The sequence below is a fragment of the Moraxella sp. K23 genome (assembly GCF_041154765.1).
Taxonomy (GTDB): Bacteria; Pseudomonadota; Gammaproteobacteria; order Pseudomonadales; family Moraxellaceae; genus Faucicola; species Faucicola tetraodonis.
Window position 1 is genome coordinate 1857487 of record NZ_AP031595.1, and the last position, 25050, is coordinate 1882536.

22 protein-coding genes are annotated in these 25050 nt (G+C 44.1%); 5 read left to right on the forward strand and 17 right to left on the reverse strand.

The features are described from left to right. Positions 1-55: 55 nt before the first annotated feature. Positions 56-1381, reverse strand: a complete 1326-nt coding sequence (eno, locus tag ACAM37_RS08165; RefSeq protein ID WP_050325797.1) for a phosphopyruvate hydratase — start codon at positions 1379-1381, stop codon at positions 56-58. Positions 1382-1520: 139 nt separating this feature from the next. Between eno and ACAM37_RS08170 the strand changes: the two genes are divergently transcribed. After that, on the forward strand, positions 1521-1973 hold the full coding sequence (locus ACAM37_RS08170; protein WP_065253194.1) for a hypothetical protein: 453 nt from the start codon (positions 1521-1523) through the stop codon (positions 1971-1973). On the opposite strand, the gene ACAM37_RS08175 is transcribed toward ACAM37_RS08170, so the two are convergent. From ACAM37_RS08175 to copM, 3 genes are read right to left on the reverse strand one after another with little or no spacing between them, the layout of a single operon-like run. Continuing rightward, positions 1965-4259: a heavy metal translocating P-type ATPase gene (locus ACAM37_RS08175; protein ID WP_369625964.1), complete on the reverse strand. Its 2295-nt coding sequence runs from the start codon at positions 4257-4259 to the stop codon at positions 1965-1967. The genes ACAM37_RS08170 and ACAM37_RS08175 overlap by 9 nt on opposite strands. Before the next feature lie 51 nt (positions 4260-4310). Next, positions 4311-4523 (reverse strand): heavy-metal-associated domain-containing protein, encoded by a 213-nt coding sequence (locus ACAM37_RS08180; RefSeq protein WP_369625965.1) that lies wholly within the window; start codon positions 4521-4523, stop codon positions 4311-4313. A 40-nt stretch (positions 4524-4563) separates the two neighbouring features. After that, the gene (gene copM / locus ACAM37_RS08185) at positions 4564-5307 is read right to left on the reverse strand and encodes a CopM family metallochaperone (RefSeq protein ID WP_369625966.1); all 744 of its coding nucleotides are present in this window, start codon (positions 5305-5307) and stop codon (positions 4564-4566) included. 106 nt (positions 5308-5413) lie between these two features. Between copM and ACAM37_RS08190 the strand changes: the two genes are divergently transcribed. Further along, positions 5414-5866 carry a MerR family DNA-binding protein gene (locus tag ACAM37_RS08190; RefSeq protein ID WP_369625967.1) on the forward strand — a complete coding sequence of 151 codons (453 nt, stop codon included), beginning with the start codon at positions 5414-5416 and terminating at the stop codon, positions 5864-5866. Positions 5867-5875: 9 nt separating this feature from the next. Here ACAM37_RS08190 and ACAM37_RS08195 read toward each other — a convergent pair whose 3' ends face one another. The 6 genes from ACAM37_RS08195 to ACAM37_RS08220 all read right to left on the reverse strand — a co-directional run bounded on the left by ACAM37_RS08195 (position 5876) and on the right by ACAM37_RS08220 (position 14249). Beyond that, on the reverse strand, positions 5876-6169 hold the full coding sequence (locus ACAM37_RS08195) for a cation transporter (protein ID WP_369625968.1): 294 nt from the start codon (positions 6167-6169) through the stop codon (positions 5876-5878). A gap of 151 nt (positions 6170-6320) precedes the next feature. After that, positions 6321-7184: a 3-deoxy-8-phosphooctulonate synthase gene (kdsA, locus tag ACAM37_RS08200; protein WP_099807605.1), complete on the reverse strand. Its 864-nt coding sequence runs from the start codon at positions 7182-7184 to the stop codon at positions 6321-6323. 120 nt (positions 7185-7304) lie between these two features. Continuing rightward, positions 7305-8933 carry a CTP synthase gene (locus ACAM37_RS08205; protein ID WP_007116111.1) on the reverse strand — a complete coding sequence of 543 codons (1629 nt, stop codon included), beginning with the start codon at positions 8931-8933 and terminating at the stop codon, positions 7305-7307. Positions 8934-9080: 147 nt separating this feature from the next. After that, positions 9081-10178, reverse strand: a complete 1098-nt coding sequence (locus ACAM37_RS08210) for a porin (RefSeq protein WP_369625969.1) — start codon at positions 10176-10178, stop codon at positions 9081-9083. A gap of 531 nt (positions 10179-10709) precedes the next feature. After that, the gene (locus ACAM37_RS08215; protein WP_369625970.1) at positions 10710-11831 is read right to left on the reverse strand and encodes a porin; all 1122 of its coding nucleotides are present in this window, start codon (positions 11829-11831) and stop codon (positions 10710-10712) included. 240 nt (positions 11832-12071) lie between these two features. Then, positions 12072-14249 (reverse strand): malate synthase G, encoded by a 2178-nt coding sequence (locus tag ACAM37_RS08220; RefSeq protein ID WP_369625971.1) that lies wholly within the window; start codon positions 14247-14249, stop codon positions 12072-12074. A gap of 269 nt (positions 14250-14518) precedes the next feature. On the opposite strand from ACAM37_RS08220, the gene ACAM37_RS08225 reads away from it, so the two are divergent. Then, positions 14519-15166, forward strand: a complete 648-nt coding sequence (locus ACAM37_RS08225) for a MiaE family protein (protein WP_472826344.1) — start codon at positions 14519-14521, stop codon at positions 15164-15166. A gap of 129 nt (positions 15167-15295) precedes the next feature. Here ACAM37_RS08225 and ACAM37_RS08230 read toward each other — a convergent pair whose 3' ends face one another. The 5 genes from ACAM37_RS08230 to mtgA all read right to left on the reverse strand — a co-directional run bounded on the left by ACAM37_RS08230 (position 15296) and on the right by mtgA (position 19671). Beyond that, entirely contained in the window at positions 15296-15550 is a 255-nt protein-coding gene (locus ACAM37_RS08230; RefSeq protein WP_159675883.1) for a hypothetical protein, read from the reverse strand. 63 nt (positions 15551-15613) lie between these two features. Continuing rightward, positions 15614-15964, reverse strand: a complete 351-nt coding sequence (locus ACAM37_RS08235; protein ID WP_369625972.1) for a hypothetical protein — start codon at positions 15962-15964, stop codon at positions 15614-15616. Between the two features lie 127 nt (positions 15965-16091). Beyond that, positions 16092-16295, reverse strand: coding sequence for a hypothetical protein (locus tag ACAM37_RS08240; RefSeq protein ID WP_099833492.1), 204 nt, complete (start codon positions 16293-16295; stop codon positions 16092-16094). A 349-nt stretch (positions 16296-16644) separates the two neighbouring features. Then, positions 16645-18843 carry a polyphosphate kinase 1 gene (gene ppk1, locus ACAM37_RS08245; RefSeq protein ID WP_369625973.1) on the reverse strand — a complete coding sequence of 733 codons (2199 nt, stop codon included), beginning with the start codon at positions 18841-18843 and terminating at the stop codon, positions 16645-16647. An 87-nt stretch (positions 18844-18930) separates the two neighbouring features. Next, positions 18931-19671, reverse strand: coding sequence for a monofunctional biosynthetic peptidoglycan transglycosylase (mtgA, locus tag ACAM37_RS08250; protein WP_472826345.1), 741 nt, complete (start codon positions 19669-19671; stop codon positions 18931-18933). A 114-nt stretch (positions 19672-19785) separates the two neighbouring features. On the opposite strand from mtgA, the gene ACAM37_RS08255 reads away from it, so the two are divergent. After that, on the forward strand, positions 19786-20073 hold the full coding sequence (locus ACAM37_RS08255) for a glutaredoxin family protein (RefSeq protein ID WP_369625975.1): 288 nt from the start codon (positions 19786-19788) through the stop codon (positions 20071-20073). Between the two features lie 245 nt (positions 20074-20318). Here the strand turns inward: ACAM37_RS08255 and ACAM37_RS08260 are convergent, their stop codons facing one another. Together ACAM37_RS08260 and ACAM37_RS08265 are read right to left on the reverse strand one after the other, a co-directional pair. Next, complete coding sequence (locus ACAM37_RS08260; protein WP_369625976.1) at positions 20319-20972, reverse strand: methyltransferase domain-containing protein; 654 nt, start codon at positions 20970-20972, stop codon at positions 20319-20321. A gap of 22 nt (positions 20973-20994) precedes the next feature. Beyond that, entirely contained in the window at positions 20995-21774 is a 780-nt protein-coding gene (locus ACAM37_RS08265; protein WP_409418161.1) for a thioesterase family protein, read from the reverse strand. A 391-nt stretch (positions 21775-22165) separates the two neighbouring features. On the opposite strand from ACAM37_RS08265, the gene polA reads away from it, so the two are divergent. Next, positions 22166-25012 (forward strand): DNA polymerase I, encoded by a 2847-nt coding sequence (gene polA / locus ACAM37_RS08270; protein WP_369625978.1) that lies wholly within the window; start codon positions 22166-22168, stop codon positions 25010-25012. Positions 25013-25050 lie beyond the last annotated feature (38 nt).

Genomic DNA, 25050 nt, shown 5'->3' on the forward strand with positions numbered 1-25050 from the left:
CTTCAATGCTTTATCAAGCTCTAATATTTAAGCTTTTGTAGCTAAGCTTTTAAAGTTAGGCTTTTGGGTTGCGTAAACCGATAAACTCGTCAGCACCGTGGTAGCTTGCAGTGACCATCTGCTCGATACGAAGCAATTGGTTATATTTGGCAACACGGTCAGAACGGCACAGTGAGCCTGTTTTGATTTGACCTGCAGCTGTCCCCACGGCTAAGTCAGCGATGGTGCTGTCTTCAGTCTCACCTGAGCGGTGTGAGATGACGGTGGCATAGCCATTTTTCTTCGCTAGATAAATGGCGTCTAAGGTTTCTGATAAAGTACCGATTTGGTTAAATTTAATCAAAATCGCATTGGCAATGTGTTTATCGATACCTTCTTGTAGAATTTTTGGGTTGGTGACAAACAAATCGTCACCCACGAGCTGTACTTTGTCGCCCAATTTTTGCGTTAAGTACGCCCAGCCATCCCAATCGCTTTCATCTAAACCATCTTCAATCGAGATAATTGGGTATTGGCTCACAAGACCTGCTAAATAATCCGCAAAACCTTCTGAACTAAAGGCTTTATTACCTTCGCCTTCAAGTACGTATTGACCGTTTTTGTAAAACTCTGATGAGGCACAATCAAGCGCTAAGTAAATGTCTTTACCTGCGGTATATCCTGCTTGCTCAATCGCTTGCATGATGACAGTAATCGCTTCTTCGTTTGAGCGTAAGTTTGGTGCAAAGCCACCTTCATCACCGACGGCGGTGTTCAAGCCTTGTTTTTTTAGCACAGATTTTAGGCTATGAAACACTTCTGTACCCGCACGCAACGCTTCACCGAAGCTGGTGAAATTAACAGGCTCAATCATAAACTCTTGGATATCAACAGTGTTGTCCGCGTGGGCACCGCCATTTAGGATGTTCATCATCGGCACCGGCATCGATAGTGATGTTTGCCCACGTAGGTTAGCAATGTACTGGTGAAGTGGCAGTTTTTGTGATTGTGCGGCGGCACGGGCTGCTGCTAAAGATACTGCTAAGGTCGCATTGGCGCCCAATTTTTCTTTGTTTTCTGTGCCATCAAGCGCTAATAATTTGTTGTCAATGTCTTGTTGTTTTGATACATCCATATCAACCAATGATGAACGAATTTCACTATTGACGTTGGCAACGGCTTTTTTGACCCCTTTACCTAGATAGCGTGATGCGTCACCATCACGCAGCTCAAGCGCTTCACGTGAGCCTGTCGATGCACCCGATGGCGCGGCTGCACGACCGATAGTACCATCCGCTAAAATCACATCGGCTTCAATGGTTGGGTTGCCGCGTGAGTCCAAAATTTCGCGGGCAATGATATCTTTGATTTGGTTATTGGTGGTGGTTTCTTCAGCGTACATGGCGTTTCCTGTTTTTATTCAGTAAAAGTAAAATTTTCGCCATAATAGCATATTTTGGTAAGTTTTTTTAGTAGGATAGAAAACCATATTTTGTTAGACTCATCGTAATAAATATCTACTCATATAAGCGAAAATCGTAATGATTAAAACCTCTTTATCCATCACAACCCTATGCACTTTTTTGACGCTGACTTTGTTGGGTTGTCAATCAAAAATTTTATCAAACCCACCACCAATGGTCATTACTCATCCTGAAGTCAAAAAATCACTTGATATAAATAAGCCTAATCTTTCTAGCCCTTTAGTTGTTATGCCTAGCGTTCTTACTAAAGAGGGTTATCGTATTGCACCGATGGCAAAACTGACGGGTCCACTTAATCTAAAAGATAATTGCTTGATGATAGGTGATCAAGCGGTTGTTTTTCCAGCTGAAACCACGAGCTGGGATGCGCAAAACCAAATTCTAACTATAAGAAAAACCAAATACCGTTTAGGCGATACTATGTCCGTTGGTGGGGGTGAATATTCTTATGCAGCTCTACAGCCACAACCTAAAATCAATTGCAAAGTCGAAAAAGTATGGCTAATGTGACACTTTAAATCGAGTCAATCGCAGCGCATTGAGTAGTACAGAAATTGAGCTCAGCGCCATCGCTGCTGCCGCTATCATCGGATTGAGTAGCCCAAAAGCCGCTAACGGTATACCAAGGCAATTATAGATAAACGCAAAAAATAGGTTTTGCTTGATATTACGCAGGGTTGCGCGAGCAATTGTGACCGCATAATCGACATGTTTGAGCGACTCGCCCATTAGCCTTGCCGTGGCGCTATGCTTGGCAATATCGGTTGCGCCTTCTACCGCAAAACTTGCAGTCGCCGTTGCCATTGCAGGCGCATCATTCACCCCATCCCCCACCATTGCTACTTTTTTGCCTTGTTGTTGCCATTCATCAATGCGCTGCGCTTTGTCACGTGGTGACAGCTCGCCAAGTGCCTTGCTGGCGTTAATCTGCTCACCCACATAATCTACCACCGATTGCTTGTCACCACTCATCACTACCACATCTAGATGATGGGCTTGCAGCGACGCAATCACCTTAACACTGTCTTGTTTAAGCTCATCGGCTAGCGCAAAGGCTGCCACAGGGGTGTCATCGATACTTACTGCCACTTGACTGGCAATTTGCCAAATGGGATTGGCTTGCATAGTCGCTGCAGGCAACTGAAGATTGGCAAAACTTGGCGTGCCGATTTTCACCCGCCCAATAGTTGCTACCTGTGCCTGTATCCCCTGCCCGAGCACTGTCTCCACATGGCTTATGGTAAATGCCGCTGGATTTTGAGGCGTATCAGTCTGTTTATTGTAGGCTTCAGCATAGTTCACTAGCGTGGTCGCAAGCGGGTGGTTCGCATGACGCTCGACACTGGCAACGAGCTGCAGCAGCGCTGCTTTATCTAAGTTAAACAGCTTTAGATTGTCATCTATCAGGTACGCTGCAGATAATTGGGGTTTACCTTGGGTAATGGTGCCTGTCTTATCGAGTACTACCGTATCAATTGCGCCTGCCGCTTCTAAGGCTTGCGCATCTTTAAACCAAACCCCTGAGCGTGCTGCCACACCCATGCCCGCCATGATGGCTGCCGGCGTCGCCAGTCCCAATGCACAGGGGCAAGCAATTACGAGCACCGATACCGCGCGCATGAGTGCCGTGTCAAACGCGCCTAAGAACCAATAATTGGCAAAAAAAGTTAACAAAGCGATGGCAACCACCACCGGCACAAAGATACCCGCGACTTTATCGGCGATACGGGCGATATGGGCTTTACTGCCTTGCGCGTCGTTGAGCGCTTGTATCATATCGCCAAGCCGTGTTTGGCTACCTTTGGCAGTGATTTGGTATTCAAAGCTGCCGTTTTCTACCATGGCACCTGCCAGCACCGTACTGCCAATATGTTTAGACAGGGGCACTGATTCACCCGTCAAATGGCTCTCATCACACCAGCCTTCGCCAGCGGTGACGATGCCATCAGTGGCAATGCGAGTACCTGCTTTAGCACGTAAAATTTGACCAGCCGTGACTTGCTCAAGAGGCAGGGTTTGCCACTGCGCATCTTGGCTTTGTGGGTTGGGGTTTTTAACTTCCACTTGCTCAGGGGTGAGCGCTAATAGCAAATTGATGCTATTTAGGCTATGTTTTTTGGTACGGGCTTCTAGGTATTTCCCCATTTTGACAAAGGCAATCACCATCACGCTGGCTTCAAAATACACATGGGGCATGCTATGCGCCATCCCATTATGCCCCATTTGGGCGGTGGTTTGCAGATAGCTTAACCAACTATAGGTCGAATACGCCCAAATTGTCAGTGTGCCAAGCACTACCAGCACGTCCATATTGGCAAGACCGCCTTTGATACTCGCCCAGGCACTTTTGTAAAACGCCATCGCCAAGCCAAACTGTACGATAGTTGCCAACACAAATTGTAGCCACAGCGGTGGCATCAGTGCATGACTGCCTATCATCATGCCCGCCATGCCAATCAAAAAAGGCAGCAAGCAAATCCAGACCGCAATCAAGGTATAGGGCACTTTCTGCTCATAGGCTTCATGCGCAAATAGCGCATTCTGCCGCTGTACTTTTGCCTCATAGCCCGTCTTTTTCACCCATGCTACAATCTGCTCAGCGTTGGTTTGTGAGGCATCAAACTGCACCTGCGCTACTTCATTGGCATAATTGACATCGGCTTGCACAATCGCAGGCTTTTTATTAAGCACTTTTTCGATGCGGCTGGCACAGGCTTGACAAGTCATGCCATCGATATCAAGAATGATTTGCTCGGTATGGGCGTTGTCTGACGCGTGTATCGATTGGGTAGTCATGATAGTGTCTGTCTTGTATGGTGTCTTTGTATGGCGTCTTGCGTGGCGTCGTTATACTACGTCAAAACCAGCGTCTTCAATCGCTTCTTTAAGCGTGCTTTGTTGGGCTTGACTGTCATCAAAGCTGATGGTTGCGTTGTTCTGGTCAAGGCTGACATCGACAGATTGCACCCCTGCCACTTGATTGAGTGCATTGGTTACGCTTTTGACGCAGCCGCCACAAGTCATGCCTTGGATATTTAAGGTGATGGTTTGGGTTGTCATACTACGCTCCTTTTTTACGTTTACGTGGCTATTTTTTTAATTAATGGGCTTGTTTGCTAAGCCAATCTTGCATTTGTTTGATTTCTGGCGTTTGCGCTTGTTTAATCTGCTTGGCGAGTGTTAGCATCGCTGGATTTTTACCATAGGTTTGCTCTATCGTTGCCATATCAATCGCGCCTTGGTGATGCGGTATCATACCCTTGGCAAAGGCAATATCAGGATTGGCGTCCATAGTCCCCTGCATCATGGCATCGTGGTTGCTCATGTCTTTTTGCTGATAGGCTTGCGTTATTTCTTTGGCATTACTCGCTGCTAGCTGACTTGATTCGTTCTTGTCCAACCAGTTTTGCATCACGCTGATTTCACTTTGCTGGGCATCGACGATTTTTTGCGCAAGGGCTTTCATCTCGGCATCTTTGCCATATTGCAGCTCCACTTTTGCCATCGCAATTGCGCCTTCATGATGCGGTATCATGCCTTTGGCAAACCCGACATCGGCATTCTTAGCTTGCACCCCTGCTGACATGGCTTGGTGCATTTTATTCATGATATCCATATAAGCCATGATATGCGGCGGCTGTGATTGTGACTGCGTATCCGCTGCCGAAGCCATATGATGCATTGACTGCGCTTGGGTCATGCTCGCATCGGCACTTCTCGCATCGATACTCATTGAATCGGTACTTGATGCTGTCGTTGCAGTTTGGGTAGTGTCATTTTTTGTACAAGCTGTCATACCTAGGGCTAATACCACCAAACATGACAAACCTACGATGTTATTCATATTCATATCCTTCAAGTTGCTTTTTTACGTTCTTTGAAAAAAAGATTGATTTATCACACTGTGGTATTACTATAAACCTTAACATTAGGTCAAGGTCAAGCAAAAAATGAATATTAATGAAGTCGCTAAATTGACTGAATTATCACCTAGGCAAATTCGTGAGTATGAGAAACTCGGTTTATTACAGACCATTCAGCGCACGGACAGTGGTTACCGTATTTTTAGCGATACCCAATTACAGCGTCTAAAATTTATCAAACATGCCCGTGATGTGGGATTTTCATTAGCGCAAATTGAAGCGTTATTGGCTCTACAAGACAACAAGCAGCGTAGCAATGCCCAAGTCAAAGCATTAACCCGCAATCACATCGATGAACTAAGCGATAAAATACAGCGGTTACAATCAATGAAAGCCACGCTACAAGGATGGCACGATAGTTGTTTGGGAGATGGCTCGCCTACCTGTAGTATTCTAGAGGGCTTACAAGATGGCGTACAAGATGGCGTACAAGATGACTCCGTGACCAACCACCCTTGCCGCACCGAGCGTAGCCACTGAACAAACAATTTAAAAAAGTCTACCATCTTTTGCCAAATCACCCGCTAAAGTACGATTGTTGGCAGGGTTGGCAGGTGCCTCAATCGGGAACGGCTCGGTGATATAGTCAACATTGGTCAGCGCAGCTTTGAAGGCAAAAACTGATGTCTCGGTATCATCAAAGCTTACAATCACGCGATGATTTTCAGGCTCAAGATGCACTGCCTGCACCCCGTCAATGGTGGTTAGAGCTTTCATGACTTCCTCATAGCCTGCTGGGTCATGAATGCCTTTTAAATCATACGCGACTGTTTGAATTGCCATGATTATTCCTGTATTTATGCGGTGGGTGATAAAATATTGTTCTAGTCCTATAACCTAGCACTATAACATAGCCAAAAAAAAGCCTCGTTATCGATTGATAGCATTTTAATAACGAGGCGTTGCAAATTTGTGTTAAAAGGTTGAGTGAAAATTAGTGGGTATCTAACACCTCAAACCCTTTGACTAAGGTATCAAGCTGTTTTAACTGGGCTAAAAACGGCTCAAGCTGGCTCAGCCGCAGCGCACAAGGACCATCGCATTTGGCAACATCAGGATTTGGATGCGCTTCCAAAAATAACCCTGCCAATCCTGTTGCCATGCCAGCACGTGCTAACGTGGTAATCTGTTCTCGGCGACCGCCTGCACTATCTGCACGCGCACCCGGCTGCTGCAAGCTATGGGTCACATCAAAAAACACGGGAACCTGCATTTTTTTCATGGTGTCAAAGCCAAGCATATCGACAACGAGATTGTTATAACCAAACGCACTGCCACGCTCGCACAAGATGATTTTATCATTACCGGCTTCAAGGCATTTATTGATGATATGCTTCATCTCATGGGGTGCCAAAAACTGTGCTTTTTTGACATTAATAATCGCACCGGTTTTTGCCATCGCTGCTACCAAGTCGGTTTGTCGGCTCAAAAACGCGGGCAACTGGATAATATCCGCCACTGCTGCCACAGGCTCAGCTTGGTACGGCTCGTGTACGTCAGTGATAATGGGCACATTGAACGCTTTTTTGATATCGCTTAGCCAGTCGATACCTTTTTCCAGACCTGGACCACGAAATGAATACAAGCTTGAGCGATTGGCTTTATCAAAACTTGCCTTAAACACATAGCCGATATTTAAGCGCTTACAGATTTCAATATAACTTTCAGCAATTTCAAATGCCAAATCTTTGCTTTCTAGTACATTCATGCCGCCAAACAGCACAAACGGTTGATCATTGCCGATGGTGATATCGTTGAGCTGAATATGGGATTGTGGTGTCGGTAAGTTAGTGGTCATAGGGCTCTCAGTATGTTGTTAAAGTTTTTATTGATTGTCACTATAGCATAATTGGCTATAGGCAATTGCTAAAAACAAAAAAACCACCTGTAACAGATGGTTTTTTGTGCATCATAAATACTATTTTTTGGTTTGCTTCGCCGCTGCAACAAAGCTATTGAACAATGGATGACCACCGCGTGGCTGGCTGGTAAATTCTGGATGGAATTGTACCGCCACATACCAAGGATGATTGGCAATCTCTACTGACTCGACCAAATGCTGTTTGGCTGAATAACCAGAAATTTTCATACCGGCATTTTCCAGCTGTTCGATATAGCGACCATTCATTTCATAGCGGTGACGATGACGCTCAGTAATCACAGGGCTGCCATAGATTTGACGCAGTTTGCTGTCTTCCACAAGCTCGGCTTTTTGGGCACCCAAACGCATGGTACCGCCCAAATCTGAGGCGTCACTACGCACTTGTAGTTCACCTTTTTCATCAAACCATTCTGTAATCAAACCAATCAATGGCGCTTTGGTTTTTTTATCAAACTCTGTTGAGTTGGCGTCAAGACCTAATACATTGCGCGCAAACTCAATGACGGCTAATTGCATCCCCAAACAAATTCCCAAATAAGGCACATTGTTTTCGCGGGCATAGCGAATTGCTTTCATTTTACCCAAGGTGCCGCGCTCACCGAATCCACCAGGAACAAGCACAGCATCGGCAGATTTAATATGCTCGAACAGGCTGTCATCATTTTCAAGTTTTTCGGCATCGACATAGTCAATCTTGACTTTGACATTGTTTGCCACGCCCGCATGTAGCAAGGCTTCATTGATTGACTTATAAGCATCAGGTAGTTCGACGTATTTACCCACCATTGCCACAGTTACGGTTTCTTGGGTATTTAACAACGCTTGGGTAAACTGATGCCAATCACTTAAGTCCGCCTCTGGGGTATCTAACCCAAAGCGCTCACAAATCAAATCATCTAAATGCTGGGCATGCAGGATACTTGGAATTTGATAAATAGATTTGGCATCTGGGCAAAGGATAACGGCACGTTGCTCAACATTGGTAAACGATGCAATTTTTAGGCGATTATCATCGCTAATCGCGTGTTCACTACGACAAATTAACACATCAGGCTGCAAGCCAATGCTGCGTAATTCTTTGACTGAGTGCTGTGTTGGTTTGGTTTTGCTCTCGCCTGCACTCGCGATATAAGGCACGAGGGTTAAATGCATCAGCATCGCATTGTTGCGGCCAAGTTCAACTTGCATTTGACGCACCGCTTCCATGAATGGCAAGCTTTCAATATCACCGACAGTACCACCGATTTCAATCATGGCAATATCGTAGCCTTCGCCACTGGCACGGATACGCGCTTTGATTTCATCGGTAATATGCGGAATGACCTGTACCGTACCGCCCAAATAATCACCGCGACGTTCTTTCTCAATCACTGCCGAATAAATACGCCCACTGGTGAAATTGTTGCGTTGCGTCATTTTTGAATGGCGCAAAAAACGCTCGTAATAGCCCAAATCCAGGTCAGTCTCTGCGCCATCTTCGGTAACAAATACTTCACCATGCTGAAACGGGCTCATTGTACCTGGATCAATATTGATATAAGGGTCCATTTTGGTCATGGTGACTTTCAGACCACGTGCCTCAAGAATCGCGGCTACCGATGCAGCGGTGATACCTTTGCCAAGTGAAGAAACGACACCGCCAGTTACAAAGATGAATTTTGTCATGTTATCTATTTCGCTCGTTGGTAAAAAAGAATTTTACTCGAAAATGCCTAGGTTTAGCAAAAAATTATTTTTATCAATAAATCGCTCACTCATAAAAAAATCCACTCATCGCTGAGTGGATTTTTAGACGTTTATCTTGTTTACAAATTAGAATTTGTATTCGATACCAGCACCGATACCAAAACCATCATAATCTGTTTTACCAATTTCTACATTTTCAACGTTAACAATTGTATTATTAACAATTTGTTGTTGAGTGGTAACTTGTTCATACGGTGCTGAATCTGCATTGATATATGCACCATATACATGGCCTACAGTATTACCATTAAACGCATACTGACCGCCCAAGATGAAACGCTGTTTATCAAAACCATCTGAACCTTCTGCATCTGTCACCATATCGGCTTGACTATATATAGTCCAAGGTGTCGCAGTTTTATAGGCAGCACTTAACATAAACGCATTTTCATTGTTATTGGTATCAAAATCAGTAAACTGATATTGACCACCTACTGTCAACGATGGGTCAAGGTTGTAAGTACCGTTTACACGTGCGGTATTTAGTGCATCACCAGCACCCATATAAGTAGCACCTACTTTAAACGGTTGGTTAGCAGGCTCATATTTCACCCCCACACCATATTGGTCGTGTGATGCATATTCGTCTAGGTCACCGCCTGAGTTACGGTCTTTATCGCTATCTAGACCATACATTGCCATGAAAGTCATGCCATTATAGGTTGGTGAAAAATATTCGAATGTATTATTAGCACGAGGCCCTGTTATCGTTGCAAGTACGTCATTACCACCGATTACTTTACCTGATGCTTGATTAGCGTATTGAATTTGGTCATCAATCGTAGTTAAACGACCCATTAATAGGGTACCGTATTGTTTATTTGAGAAACCTAGGTAGGTATCACGTGATTTAAACTGCGTGTCATTATCATCAACTTTAACACCATACTCTAGTTGATAAACCAAGTCAGTATTGGCCGTCAAACCTTCTGCACCTTTAAGTCCAATTCTTGAACCTACTGAGTTCAAGCTTGTGCCATTTTCTTCATCTTTATAAATTCTGTTATCAAGTCTATCACCTATAGCGTCTTCGATAGCGGTGGTGTTGCCGTTAACATCTTTGTAATCTAAAGTAAGAAAGGCTTTACCATAAACGGTTGGAGCAGCATGGGCAGCAGAAACTGAAAGTGCAGCAACGGCTGTGGCTAAAAGTAATTTTTTCATAGGACATCTCTATAAGGAAAAACAAATTTTAGATAACTGGTAGCTTGTCAGCACCACTACCTCTCCGAAAAATGACAACTAAGGTAATTAATTGTCAGCTTTGAGTTAATAGCTTGCACCATTAATTGCATAAATATAGCAACAATCCTAGCAATAAATTACATTACCATCATTTTTGTTACTAAATTCATACTTCTCCCTTATAGAATATCAATTCTGAAATATTTTGCAATAGTTTTTTTAATTTTTACGTGATTGTAAGTTTATTTTTAATCTTAGTGACATAATATTCTTTCTAGTATTAAATCATATTTTTTTTAATTAATTTTTTAGCGTTAATGAAAATAAAAAAGCTAACTAAAGAATTAGTTAGCTTTTACAGCAATCTAAGAGTTAGATATATTACTCCACTCTCAACTCTTTATAATTCATTAATTTTAAAAGGCTTAAAATTTAATAACTTTTTAGCCAAAAATTGCAAGCCTAGTATTTACAGGGCTTTAGAAAAAAGAGTTGAGAGTCAGGTATATATTAGAATTTGTATTCAATACCCGTACCTACGATAGTTTCATCTTTATAGTTGTCACGGCTGATTTGCCCTGCATAGATATGACCGATTGTGGCTTTGTTGAATGCATATTCGCCACCGACTGCGATTTCATCGGCATCGGCATCTTTTACGCCTTTTTCGTCAGTGGTATTAACATACTGCGCTTTAACTGCCCAAGGTGTGTTAGCGATTTTATATTTACCACTAATAAGCCATGATTTTTCATCTTCACTGGCTTTGTTAACACGGTTGTTATTAACGATACTATAGTTATCATAGTATTGGCTTTGTTGGTATAGAGCGCCCAAAGTTAAACCTTGTACCATATTCATTTTGCCCATGTCTACACCAGCAACCAAACGCCACGTATTATCAATCACGCCAGTATTTACATTATTAGCACCCATGTCTTTATCATAGGCACCGGCTAAATAAATACCATTTTGGTCATAGGCTAATGATGCAGAATAACCATTGTCTTTAGTTTTTCTATCGCGATATACAGCAGGTTTTGCAGGCGTTTTAACAGTACCGTCAGCATTTTTGACAACATCAGTCGCAGCTGTCACTAAAACGTCGCCATCTGTATCATTTTCAGATAATGCAGTGGCTACCATAAAAGTAACTGGCATACCGACAAGTGCAGGTGATTGATAAGCTAATACGTTGTTAGCGCGATTTTCACCTGAAACGCCCGCATTCGCCATATCAAATAAGGTGTCATTAAATACGTCAACTTTGTTTTGTACAAGTTTTAATGGGGTATCATGACGACCCGCTAGTACAGTACCGAGCGTGTTGTGGGCTAAACCTACATAAGTATTACGTGATTTAAACTGTTGGCTATCGTCATCAGGGTTGATTTGATATTCTAATTGATAAATAAGTTTAGTGGTGTCAGTTAAATCGTCGTCACCTTTAAAACCGATACGTGATTGATTAGAGTTAAGTTTAAATGTATCTTCATCTGTCTTGTTAGCTGCATCGTAGTCTGTACTAACATAATCTAAGGTTAAAAATGCTTTACCATATACAGTTGGCGCAGCATGGGCAGCAGTGATTGAAGCTAAAGCGATGGCTGAAGCGATTGCGATTTTTTTCATAAGGATTTCTCCACAATATCCTAGGTGAAACTACACAGATGCGTAGCAATTCTTTTGTATAGATAGATTTTGCCAACAATTTGTTACAAAACAATGAAACAGTTAACAGAATCTAAATTTAATTGTGAAATTAGAGTAATTCACTCTGAAACATTTTGCAATATTTTTATGCCATAAAAAAACCACCAGTTACGAATCTGATGGTTTTTTGAATGATTGATAGGTTTGAATGGCTAAAATCTAGTTAGCTTTGAGATTAAGACGGGCTTGATGTAACAATGGCTCAGTATATCCGCTAGGTTGTACTGTACCTTTAAAGATAAGATCGCGAGCTGCATTGTATGCCCAAGTGTTATAGTCATTTGCCATTGGGATATAAGCAGGATCGTCTTTGCTTTGCTCATCGACCATTTTTGCCATACGCTTTAACACATCATCGACTTGCTCAGGCGTGACAATACCGTGCTCTAACCAGTTGGCGACGTGCTGGCTAGAAATACGCAAGGTAGCGCGGTCTTCCATCAAGGCAACGTCGTCAATATCCAGTACTTTTGAACAGCCAACACCTTGGTCAACCCAGCGCGCTACATATCCTAAAATACCTTGAATATTGTTTTCAAGCTCGGCAGTTTTTTGCTCATCTGTCCAGTTGGTATCCGTAGCAAGTGGCACGGTCAAAATGTCATCAAGCTTGGCAGGCTCGCGGTCTTTGATACTATCTAACACGTCCATGACGTTGGTTTCATGGTAGTGCATGGCGTGAAGCGTCGCGCCCGTCGGCGATGGTACCCAAGCACAAGTCGCGCCTGACTTTGGATGATTGGACTTGGTGGCAACCATTTCTTTCATGTTGTCAGGTTTTGCCCACATACCTTTACCGATTTGCGCTTTACCAGGTAAGCCCAATTTGACGCCCATGTCTACGTTCCAACGCTCATAAGCATTGAGCCAATCGGTATTCTTCATGTCGTTTTTACGGACAAAGGGACCCGCTTTCATACTAGTGTGCATCTCATCACCGGTACGATCCATAAAGCCTGTGTTAATAAAGATAACGCGATTTTTAGCAACGCGGATACATTCTTTTAAGTTAACGGTAGTACGGCGCTCTTCATCCATGATACCGACTTTTAAGGTATTCTCGGGTAGGTCTAACGCTTTTTCTACCGCTGAGAATAAATCTACCGTAAATTGCACTTCTTCTGGACCGTGCATTTTTGGTTTTACAATATACATCGAACCTGTGCGTGAATTGCTTAAGCTGTTTTTACCCAAAATATCTGGCAGGCTACACAGTGGTGTGATTAGCGCATCCATGATACCTTCATAAATTTCTTCTTGTTTGCCTTCAAAATCGACTAAAATCGCGGGGTTGGTCATCAAGTGACCGACGTTACGAATCAGCATCACTGAACGACCGTGCAAGGTGATTTTACCACCATCTGGCGCGGTGTATTCACGGTCAGGGTTCATGGTACGGGTGGTTTGTTTGCCATTTTTTTCAAAGCTGTCTTTCAGGTCGCCTTTCATCAACCCAAACCAGTTGCGATATACTTCTACTTTCTCTTCGGCGTCAACGGCAGCGACTGAGTCTTCACAGTCTTGAATGGTGGTAACCGCAGCCTCCATCAAGACATCTTTGATGCCTGCAGGGTCATCTTTACCCACATGGCTTGATGGGTCGATTTGGATTTCGGCATGTAAGCCATTATTTTTCAGTAAAATACCTGTTGGATTTGCCGCATCGCCTAGGAAACCTGCGAATTTTTCTGGCTGGGCTAATGAGGTGGTTTTGTCACCTTGGACTATCACTAATTTACCGTCTTCAACTTTAAAACCGGTGACGTCAGCATATTTGCCCTCTGCTAAGGCAAAGTTGCTATCCAAGAAGTTTTTGGCGTATTTTACGACTTCGCCGCCACGAACAGGGTTGTAGCCTTTGCCTTTTTCTGCGCCATTGCTCTCATCGATGACATCAGTACCGTAGAGCGCATCATACAAGCTGCCCCAACGCGCATTCGCTGCGTTTAGCGCATAACGGGCATTGCGTACGGGTACCACCAACTGTGGGCCTGCGATATGGGCGATTTCGTCATCCACGTTTTGGGTTTCAACCAAAAAGTCATCGCCTTCTGGTACGATGTAATTGATGTCTTTTAAAAATTGGGTATAAGCGGCTTTGTCAATTTGACCGTTGCTAGCGGGGTTTTTGGCATGCCAGTCATCGATTTGGGTTTGAATCTCGTCACGTTTTGCCAACAATGCTTTATTACGGGGTTGGAATGCTTTGACAATTTTTTCAAATTCTTGCCAATATTTTTCGTTATCGATGCCCACGACTGGCGTAACTTCATTGGCAATGAAGTTATAAAGCTGTGTATCAATCGCTAGACTACCCTTTTGAACGCGTTCTGACATGGCATTTTTCCTTATGTTATGACCTAAAATAGCAAAAAATTCACATTTGATTATACGAATATCATTTATAAAAATAAAGAAATAAAAACTATTTATTTTTTAAATAATCGTTATATATAAATTTTTGTGCTAAGGGTTTTATCGCTGATTTTTGGTAAAATATCATTTTATTAACGTGCCAATAAGTGAGTAATCCCTTGTCAAATTCCGCTCTTATCAATAATCCAGTACAAACGGACAGCAGTTTTGATGAATTAGCCGTTATCGACTTGGATAATGATAACTCTGTCTATCAGCCAAAACCCATCGACATCACCCCTGTTTTGGTGTTTTTGGGTGGTACAACGTCGGATAAATGGCTAAAAGCTGCGATGGCAGATTTGCCGACTATCATCCAAGATCATGCCAATTGTGAAAAAAAAGCCGCAGGTACTGCGATGAATTTGATTTTTCGCTATATGTCGCATACCGAGCTGCAATTAAAGCTTGCTCAGCTGATTCGAGAAGAAATGCTCCATTATGAGCAAGTGATGGGATTGATGGCAGAACGTGGACAATCATGGCAACATATTGCTGCAGGTCGCTACGCCGCAGGTATGCTCAAACATAAACGCACTTACGAGCCGCAAGCGATGATAGACACTTTAATTATTGGTGCTTTCATCGAAGCTCGATCGTGTGAACGTTTTTGGGCACTGTCACAAGTGATTGAGGATGAGCGTTTGGCAAAATATTATCGCTATTTGCTAAAATCAGAAAGTCGTCATTTTGAAGATTATCTGGCATTAGCACAAAGTATCAGTGACGAGCCGATTGATGCGCGGGTGGCGTTTTTTCGTCAAGTAGAGGCGCAGCTCATCAATGAACCCGATGATGAATTGCGCTTTCATAGTGGGGTACCTAGTTGGATTGCGTAAGGTTGGATTGCGTGAGGTTTTTGTAGACTGTAACGATAAAAAAAGCTAACCGTCAAATGGGGTGGATGGTTAGCTGTTATGGTTAGCTATTAGAATTTAATCCTTAAACTGACTCACTGCAACTTACTGTCATTCACTACCAACGCTTGGAATAGAACCATCAGGATTAATAGTGCGTTTTTGGGCATTTTCTGGGGTAGTATAAAGATTATGCTCATTAATAGTGTCGCTTTTTAGCTGGTCATTACCAACCGCGTCCCCGCCAATGGTATGTTCATTGACATTATCATCGAACGCTTGTCCCGGTTGGTTACGACGATCGACAAACTCGGCAGACTTATCGCCTAAATTGACGTGTTTGGTTTGTGCTTCTGGTGAATTCATGGTCATTCCTTTTTCGGTATCAACCCAATAAAATGCTTAAACTTAACTTAATAATATCGAAAATTAGTGATCTCGGTCGATATCTACACTACCATCTGATAACGTATGCAGTGAATTTTCTGCATTGAGATTGGCTTGGGCAGTTTGCTGTAATTTCTGCGCCTCTTCCTCAGAAATACGTGCCACATTTTCATCCGATAATTCGCCATTCGCCACGTCTTCTGCAGATTGGACTTTCACCGCCGCTTGTGGGGTATTATCAAAAATATCAGGCGTTTCCATTGAGGGTGACATGCCTGTAGTGACACCATCTCCTGATTGGTGGGTGACACTGTCTTCTACTATAACGGCTTGCGGGGTCACGGCGACACCCGTCTTTGGGTCTACAATTTCTACGTTATTTTGATTTTGCATTTTTCATTCCTTTAATTAATTGTTATCGCTCAATAAGTTATTATTTTTATAAGTTGAGCTGTATAAATTAGTCAATCAAAACTGAATGATTAAAAGCTTAGTATTTAAAAGTTTAACAATTAAAATTTTAATGGTTGTCAGTACGCAATGAGTCGTCAATAAACGGGGTATTTTCACTTTTGTCTAAGTCTTGTGGCTCACCTTTCACGCTATTTTGTTTATCTAAATTTTCTGATAATTGACTGGGATCCACATTTTCTGTCGCTTTTTGAATCTCGGTTTGGTTGCTTGGCTGATTCTGTTTTTGGTTTTGTGCTTGATTCTGTGACATGGTAATTTTCCTTATGATTTTTTAGTATCAATTCAAGTCAATGATTTTAATCAAAGACTTTTAAACAGAGCGCGATTAAATTTTTATGTAAAAAATAGCCAATTCAATCGCTTTCATACTTTTGCTTTTATAAGTTCGATAGTAGCAAATAAAGGCTGTTAGTGATAAGTGTTCGCGTAACAAGCTGTTATCACTATGTGATAAGTGTTTAGCTGTGTGAAATTTTGGCAGATTTATTACTATTCGGTAAATTTTGAACTCTAGGTGTAAATCAGCGCATTCATCAACAAAAAAACCGCTATCTTCTGTAGATAGCGGTGTAATTGACTCAAACTTGTGATTAGCAAAATTAGCTTTTTCTGGTAATTTTGGTCAATAAATAATCTTGTGCCGAAAACGCTGCTTCACCTTCACCAGGGGTAATCGCTCGCCATGTGCCTTTGGCATCAAGCTCCCATGCATTGACATTGTCTTTGAGATAATTGTGCAAATCTTCCATAATGCGTTTAAAGACGATGGGGTCTTCAATGGGGAAAGCCACTTCAACACGGCTAAACAAATTGCGTTCCATCCAGTCTGCACTGGCGCAATATAAACGGTAGGTGCGTTTGCCATTAGCATTGGGATTTTGATGCCCATTGGCAAAATAATACACGCGGGTATGCTCTAAAAAACGCCCAACGATAGAGCGCACGGTGATGTTGTCGGATACGCCGGGTAATTGCGGACGAATACAACACATCGAACGAATAATCAGATTGACTTTAACGCCTGCTTGCGATGCTTCATATAGCTTGTCAATCAATAGTTTTTCGGTCATCGCATTGACCTTGATAATGATATGCGCCTCTTTGCCTGCTTTGGCATGGGCAATTTCGTTGTCGATAAAGCCCATGAGTCTGTCATGCAAGGTGAAGGGGGCATGCAGTAGTTTTTGCACTTTGGCTGGTTTGCCCATGCCTGTGAGTTCGTTAAAGATTTTATGCACATCTTCGGTGATTGCTTCATTGGCGGTAAATAGACCATAGTCGGTATAAGCTTTGGCATTGCCCGCATGGTAGTTGCCTGTACCCAAATGCACATAGCGGCGGATTTTATCTTCCTCACGGCGCACAATCATCATCAGCTTGGCGTGGGTCTTGTAGCCTACGATGCCATACACCACCACTGCCCCAGCCTGCTGCAGAAAGTTTGCTACTTCGATGTTGGATTTTTCATCAAAGCGCGCACGCAGCTCAATCACAGCGGTGACTTCTTTGCCTTTACGCGCAGCTTCGGCCAACGCTTGGACAATTTCAGAGTTTGTCCCTGAGCGATAAAGGGTCTGTTTGATGGCTAATACATGGGGGTCATTGGCGGCTTGGCGCAAAATGTTGACCACAGGTGAAAACGAATGAAACGGGTGATGCAGCAAGACATCTTGCTTACGAATGGCATGAAATACGTTTTCATTTTTATCCAAGCTATCACGGCGAAACGCTTTGGGAATGGCATGATTAAACGACTGATAACGCAAATTTGGGATTTTAAAATCAAACAACAAACGCGTCAGATTGACAGGACCATTGACACGGTATAGTTGCTCTTGGCTTAAACCAAACTCATCAAGTAGATAATCCACCATCGGCTGTGGGCAATAGGTGGTCACTTCTAAGCGCACTTTGGCACCAAATCGACGGTTTTCCAATTCACCTTCCAACGCTTTCGCCAAGTCTTCGACATCATCGGATAAATCTAAATCGGCGTTACGCGTCAAACGAAATTGGTGGCAGCCTGTGACCGTCATGCCAGGGAATAAGTCTTCGATATGCCCGTGAATCACTGCGGTGAGCATGATGTGATGTTCTTTACCGCCTGTCAGTTCATTGGGTAAGCGAATAACCCGCGGTAAGCTTCGGGGTGCAGGCACAATCGCCATGTTAATATCGCGACCAAAGCCATCTTTGCCCTCTAAGCCCACCATAAAATTCAAGCTTTTATTGACCAATCTAGGAAAAGGATGCGCAGGGTCAATACTAATCGGCGTCAGCACCGGCGCGACTTGTTCGGCAAAGTATTTTTTTACCCATGCGGCTTGCTCTTGGGTCAATTCATCACGTTTTAAGTAGCGAATGTCTTGCTCCGCCAGTGCAGGCAAAATTTCATCGTTCAAAATACGGTATTGCTCATCTACCGCATGATGGGCGATTTCAGAGATATATGACAAAACCTTACTGGGGCGTATACCATCGATACTGCTCACCACATCGCCCATTTGTACTTTTTGCATCAAGCCTGCGACACGGATTTCAAAGAATTCATCTAAATTGGATGAAAAAATAATCAAGAAAAATAGTCTTTCAAGCAGTGGGTGGCGGGGATTGGTGGCTTGGGCGAGTACCCGCTGATGGAACTGTAACAGTGACAATTCACGATTAAAATACAGCTCGCTATCGTTTTGTTGGTATTCAAACACGTTTGGGTAGCAAATACTGTTAAAGCCTAGTATCGGATTAATTTCTGATACATACTCTTCGCTGGGTCTATCTTGTTTAGCAGTGTTTGGCATAGTACAGTCCTTTTGTGGTCAAGCATTTTTAACAGTGTAAAGTTAACAATGTAATGATAAGCGTGTAATGATAAATGAGTTTTTGGGCTATTGCGTGTCGGGCAAATCTGCCGCCCCCATGCGCCGTAGAATAATTTGGGTTTTGTTAAGCAGGCGGCGGTCGTTACGGTTGCCTTCAAAATATTTGGGATTAGGTAGCATAGCAATCAAAGATGCCGCTTGTCGCTTGGTCAAATGCGCTGCCGACTTTTGGTAGTAGTGCTGAGCGGCTGCTTCAATGCCGTAGACGCCTTTACCAAACTCTGCGACATTGAGATAAGCAAGCAAAATCCGCTCTTTGGTCCACATATTTTCAATCATCAAGGTAATTAACGCTTCTTCGCCTTTGCGAAAATACGAGCGATTGGGGTATAAAAATAAATTCTTGGCAAGCTGTTGGCTAATGGTTGAGCCGCCCGCGCTGATAGCGCCCGCTTTTTCATTTTTCTTAATCGCATTCTCAATGCCTTGCACATCAAAGCCAGCATGATTGACAAAGTTAGCATCTTCGCTGGCAATCGCTGCCCGTTTTACATTCACCGAAATTTGATTATCATCTACCCAGGTCTGACTGACAGGGGCAAAATTGCCCAAGCGATACAGTATCATGAACATACTGTTATTGATAGGCTGGGTTTTCCAGACAACCAATAAGGCTGCAACTATTACATGAAACGCAACAAAACAGGCAATGACTATGAGCAAAATGCGCTTGACCCAGCCACCAAACCCGATACCACGGTTGGTGGGTGGTAAAGCTGTGTTGACAGGTTTGGGCTTTAACGACATTTTGGTAGCGGGTTTGGTCACGGTGTATTCCTAGCGGCGGGAGCAAAAGCAGCGATGGCTTAAGCTAAAAATATAACGTATTATGGCATTTTTGGCTATATGCTAAGGCAGAATATGTCCGACTTCGACGCGCAACACATGACAAATCCGCACGATCACATGATGCCTGACCCAACTACTTGGCAATTATATGGCACAGTGGGCTGTCATCTGTGTGAAATCGCTGAAAGCTTATTGCTGCAAGCACAAGCCGTTGCCGATATACGCTGGCAGTCGATTGATATTGCCGAGTTACCAGAACAAGATATGCTGGAATTTGCTGATAAAATACCTGTGCTAGTCACCGCTACCAAGACGTTATATTATCCTTTTTCCATCATGGATATTATGGCGTTAAGCTGAAAAGCCAATATAGATTATTGGCATAATATTAAAAATTTAATTCATTATGTCTTGGCAAATTTTTTTATCATCAACGCCATGCCACTAGCTGCGGATTTTCTTGGGCAGTGGCACGCGCTGAGGTCAAGATGCGCTCAAAGCCATTAATTTCCCGCGCTTCAAGACACTGCTTCTTTCCCACCTGCTTCATCGTCAAAGAAATGGTAAGGTAATGATTAGTAGTTTAACGATTAGCGGTTTAACGCTTAGGGGATACCTGCGTCCTCTACCTTCTTTTGGCTCAGGATAAAAAATAATTCGCTACCTTGTCTGGGCTTAATTGAATTATAGCAAGGCGCCAGTGTATCAATGGTGAAAAACTGCTGAAATAATGTTTCATATTCTTGCTTATCCCCACCAAACGGTGGACTGCTTTCAAAATGCTTATCTAGCAACACGCCCACCAATTTACCCGTGGGTTTGAGGAGCTTTTGCATTTGCTTGGCATAATCGCTGCGTCTACTAGGGTCAATCGCGCAAAAAAACGTCTGCTCAATAATATAATCAAACTGATACTGCACAGGGTCTAAGCCAAAAAAATCCGCTTGTAGCAGGTGCGTTTTGGGAAAACTGGGATAGCGCTTGGCAAAATTATCCAAAGGCAGCTTGGCAAAATCCACCACATAAACATGGCTAAAACCTTGTTCATGAAGATAGCCTGCTTCGTAGGCGTTGCCCGCCCCAGGGATTAAAATATGTACCGATTTACTCACGCCGTTGTCGAGTAAATGCTCGATATAGGCTTGCAGGGGTGGCGAAATTTTACCGATGTCCCACCCAGTATAGCCATCATCATAGCGTTTTTGCCAAAATTCGGCGTCGTTGACCGAGTGTTGACTTAGCGTGTTGTTATCTTCCATGATTGGTTATCCTGATAGTTTTTTAGGCTTTTCGAATGGTTAAAATTTGCTCGCTACGACCAAACGCGCCGTGTGCGTCATGCAGCACGCTACTGGTCAGACCCACGCCATCGCCCCCAAATTGTTGCACGGTCTCAAGTCCCAGCCAACGCCCAACAGGCATACGGTGCAGATGGATTTGCAAATCTAAATTGGGGAAAAACCATTCAATGGTATTGGGTTGGTGAATGCGCGGTACCACGCCATTGGCGGTATCGACCATGCCCATCAAATGCACAAAGTCGGATGTGGGCTGTACTTGACCGTTTTCTTCGACCATGTCGATATCGGTATTGATCCACACGATGCCGTCGCCTTGGCGGTTGTCGGGATCGGCTTTGAGATAAATACTGTCAATATAGCCACCGCCCCAATGCTTCATACCGTCCCAGTTCGGGTAGCTTTCTGGATGACCGATTCGCTCATCTTCAAGCCCAGCAATCTCTGATGTATCGCTGGTTTGCATCCGCCACGCGCGGGCAACGATACAGGTTTTGCCATTGGCTGCCATGGTAGTTTCGATCAGTTCGATAGTGCGGCCCGGGCGGATGATGTGGGTGGTCACGCTAAAATCGCCAAAATGAATCAGCCCAAAAATATCTAGACTAATGCGCCCGATACGCATGTCACTGCGCGGTTTGAATTGTTCAAGCTCGTAAGCCAACAGTCCTGTTGCTGCCGCCATGTGCTGTTCGTTATCATTCCATGCGCCTTGGCAGTGGATATTGCAGCGGTAGTTTGATGTGGTGATATCATCGGTCATGGTGCGGTCAAGCAGTGTGTAATAGCTATTGCCCATAAAGTTCCCTTTTATGCCTAAAAATTGGTTGTGCCTAAAAATTGGTAAACCGCCTAAAATTGCTAAAAAATTGTAGCACATTGGCTATCGGCTATTGGTGGAATTTTTGCAAAGTTGCCACCATGAAAACCCGCCAAACTTCGCACGCGCTTAGCATACACCCGATTGGCATCCGCCAACATCTATTCACCTTCGGCTAGTGAATGAGTTTGAAATGCTTAACGATTAGCCGCAAAAAGCCAGTATAATACGCGGATAATATAAAATTTTTCCCTATATTTTGACACTGTCTTATATTTTGATATTCGCCTGTATTTTGACACCCTATTTTAACAACATAAAGATAAGTAATCCTATGACTGCAACTGCCCTACTTGATACCGATCACATCAATACCGACAAGCCGCCGTTTATCTTGGTGGACGGCTCGTATTATATGTTCCGCAATTTTCACGCCTTGCCTGTCACCATGCAAACCACCCAAGGCTTGCACACCAATTCCATCCGCGGCACGCTCAACGCCCTCAAAAAACTGATGGAAAAATACCGCCCGACGCACATGGCGGTGGCGTTTGATACCAAAGCGCCCACCTTTCGCCACAAGCTTTCCCCCATTTATAAAGGCGACCGCCCAGAAATGCCCGCCGAACTTGCCGAGCAAATCCCTTATATTCACAAGATGATACAAGCGATGGGCATACCCCTCCTCGCCATTGAAGGCGTAGAGGCTGACGACATCATCGGTACACTCGCCCACCGTGCTTGCCTAGAAGGTCATCATGTCATCATCTCCACAGGCGACAAAGATATGTGCCAACTGGTCAATCCTTGCGTCATCGTGGAAAACAGCTTTGATGACAAGCGTTACGACATCGCAGGGGTCAAAGAAAAATTTGGCGTTGAGCCCCGTCAAATCATCGACTATCTCACCCTCATGGGCGACGCGTCGGATGGTATCAAGGGTGTCGCAGGCATCGGCGCAAAAACCGCGCAAAAACTGCTTGAGCAATACGACAGCATTGACAATATCCTTGCCAATGTCGACCAGTTAAAAGGCAAGCAACAACAAACTTTTTTGCAAAGCACCGACAGCATTGCGCTGGATAAACGCTTGGCAACCATTATCACCGACCTTGATATCGTGCCTGACTGGGAGACTTTGCGACTACCGACTGACCCAAGTTTTAACATAGAAGAAAAACGCGCAATTTTTACCGAATTAGAATTTAAAAGCGAAATAGCGTCGCTCAATCATCCGTTTCACCCATCCAATAACGGCAATTTTAAAGCCGCTGAGCCTGCTCAAAATGCCGTGGTGGAAGCGATTAAAGCGAGCCAAGATAGCAAAAACCCTGCCAACAAGCAGTGGCACACTGTCACCAGCCAAGCCGATTTTGATACGTTAATCCAACGCCTTGGCGCATCAAAGCATTTTGTCATTGATACCGAAACCACCGATGTGAATTGGCAACATGCCGAGCTTGTCGGCTTGTCGTTTGCGCTGCAATCGCATGAAGCCTATTATGTACCTGTTGCCCACGTTGATGAGATGGGCAATCGGATTGAACAACTTGCCCGCGAGGACGTTTTAGCCCAGTTAAAACCGATTTTGCAAAATCCACAAATCGGCAAAATCGGTCAGCATTTAAAATACGACGCGCATATTTTGGCAAATTATGATATCGACTTAATCAACGAGCCGAGCAACTGGGCAATGGATACCATGCTTGCCAGCTATGTGATTAATGCCGTTGCCACCCGCCATGGTATGGACGACTTGGCACGTCACTATCTACATACCCAAACCATCACCTTTGAAGATGTGGCAGGCAAAGGCGCCAAGCAAATCACCTTTGACAAAGTCCCTTTAAACGTGGCAAGTGACTACGCCTGTGAAGACGCTGATATCACCTATCAGTTATTTGAACTGTTTAGCGAAAAACTCAAAGCCGAACCGAACAACGCCAAGCTGCTCCATGAACTAGAAATCCCTGTTGCCCAAATCCTGTGCCAAATGGAGCATGATGGGATTTTGCTCAATAAAGCGTTTTTGGGAGAACTATCCGCGCGCTTTGATGAAAAAATCCAAGCACTTGAAAAAGTCGCCTTTGCGCAAGCGGGCGAAACCTTTAACCTTGCCAGTCCAAAGCAGTTGGGTGAAGTGCTGTTTGACCGCTTAGGCATTGCAGGCGGTAAAAAAACCAAAACCGGGCAATACTCCACCAGTGAAGCAGTGCTTGCCACCATCGACCATCCGCTAATTGAAACCGTGCTTGAGCATCGCAGTCTGTCTAAGCTTAAAAGCACCTACACAGACGCGTTGGCAAATGTGGCAGACAGCAATGACCGTGTGCATACCAGTTATCATCAAGCGTTGACGACCACAGGACGGTTGTCATCGACTGAGCCGAATTTGCAAAACATCCCGATTCGCACCGATACTGGGCGGCTCATTCGTGGCGCGTTTATTGCCCCCAAAGGTCGCAAAGTGCTATCAGCCGACTATTCGCAAATCGAGCTTCGGCTGATGGCACACTTTGCCAATGATCCTGTGCTAATCCGCGCGTTTCAGGAAGGGCATGACATTCACCGCGCCACCGCCGCTGAGATTTTGGGCAAGGCGTTTGATGATGTGACGAGCGAAGAACGCCGCCAAGCCAAAGCGGTCAACTTTGGGCTACTCTACGGCATGAGTGAATTTGGGCTTGCCAAGCAGTTGGGCTTTACTCGCCAGCAAGCGCAAGACTATATCAAGCTGTACTTTGCCCGCTACCCTACGGTACGTGCCTATATGCAAGCCACCCGCACGGCTGCCCAAAATCAAGGCTATATCACCACGATTTTGGGGCGTAAGCTATTTACCCCCGATATGCAGCACCCCAACCGCGGCGTGCGCCAAGCGGCAGAACGCGCGGCGATTAATGCGCCACTACAGGGCAGTGCTGCCGATATCATCAAACTTGCCATGATTGCGGTGAATGAGGTATTGCCCCAAGACCATGCCAAAATGCTATTACAGGTGCATGATGAGCTGGTGTTTGAAGCGGATGAGGATAAAGCCGAGGCGATTGCCGAGTTGATAAAAAACGCCATGCAAGAGGTGCTATCTAAGACAGCCAAAGATAAAGGCTGGGATGTGGATTTTGCGGTGCCGCTTGTGGTTGAAGTGGGCATTGGTGATAATTGGGATGAGGCGCATTAAGCTTTATTAGTAGTTGAGTAAACCGATTGGCTCAATCC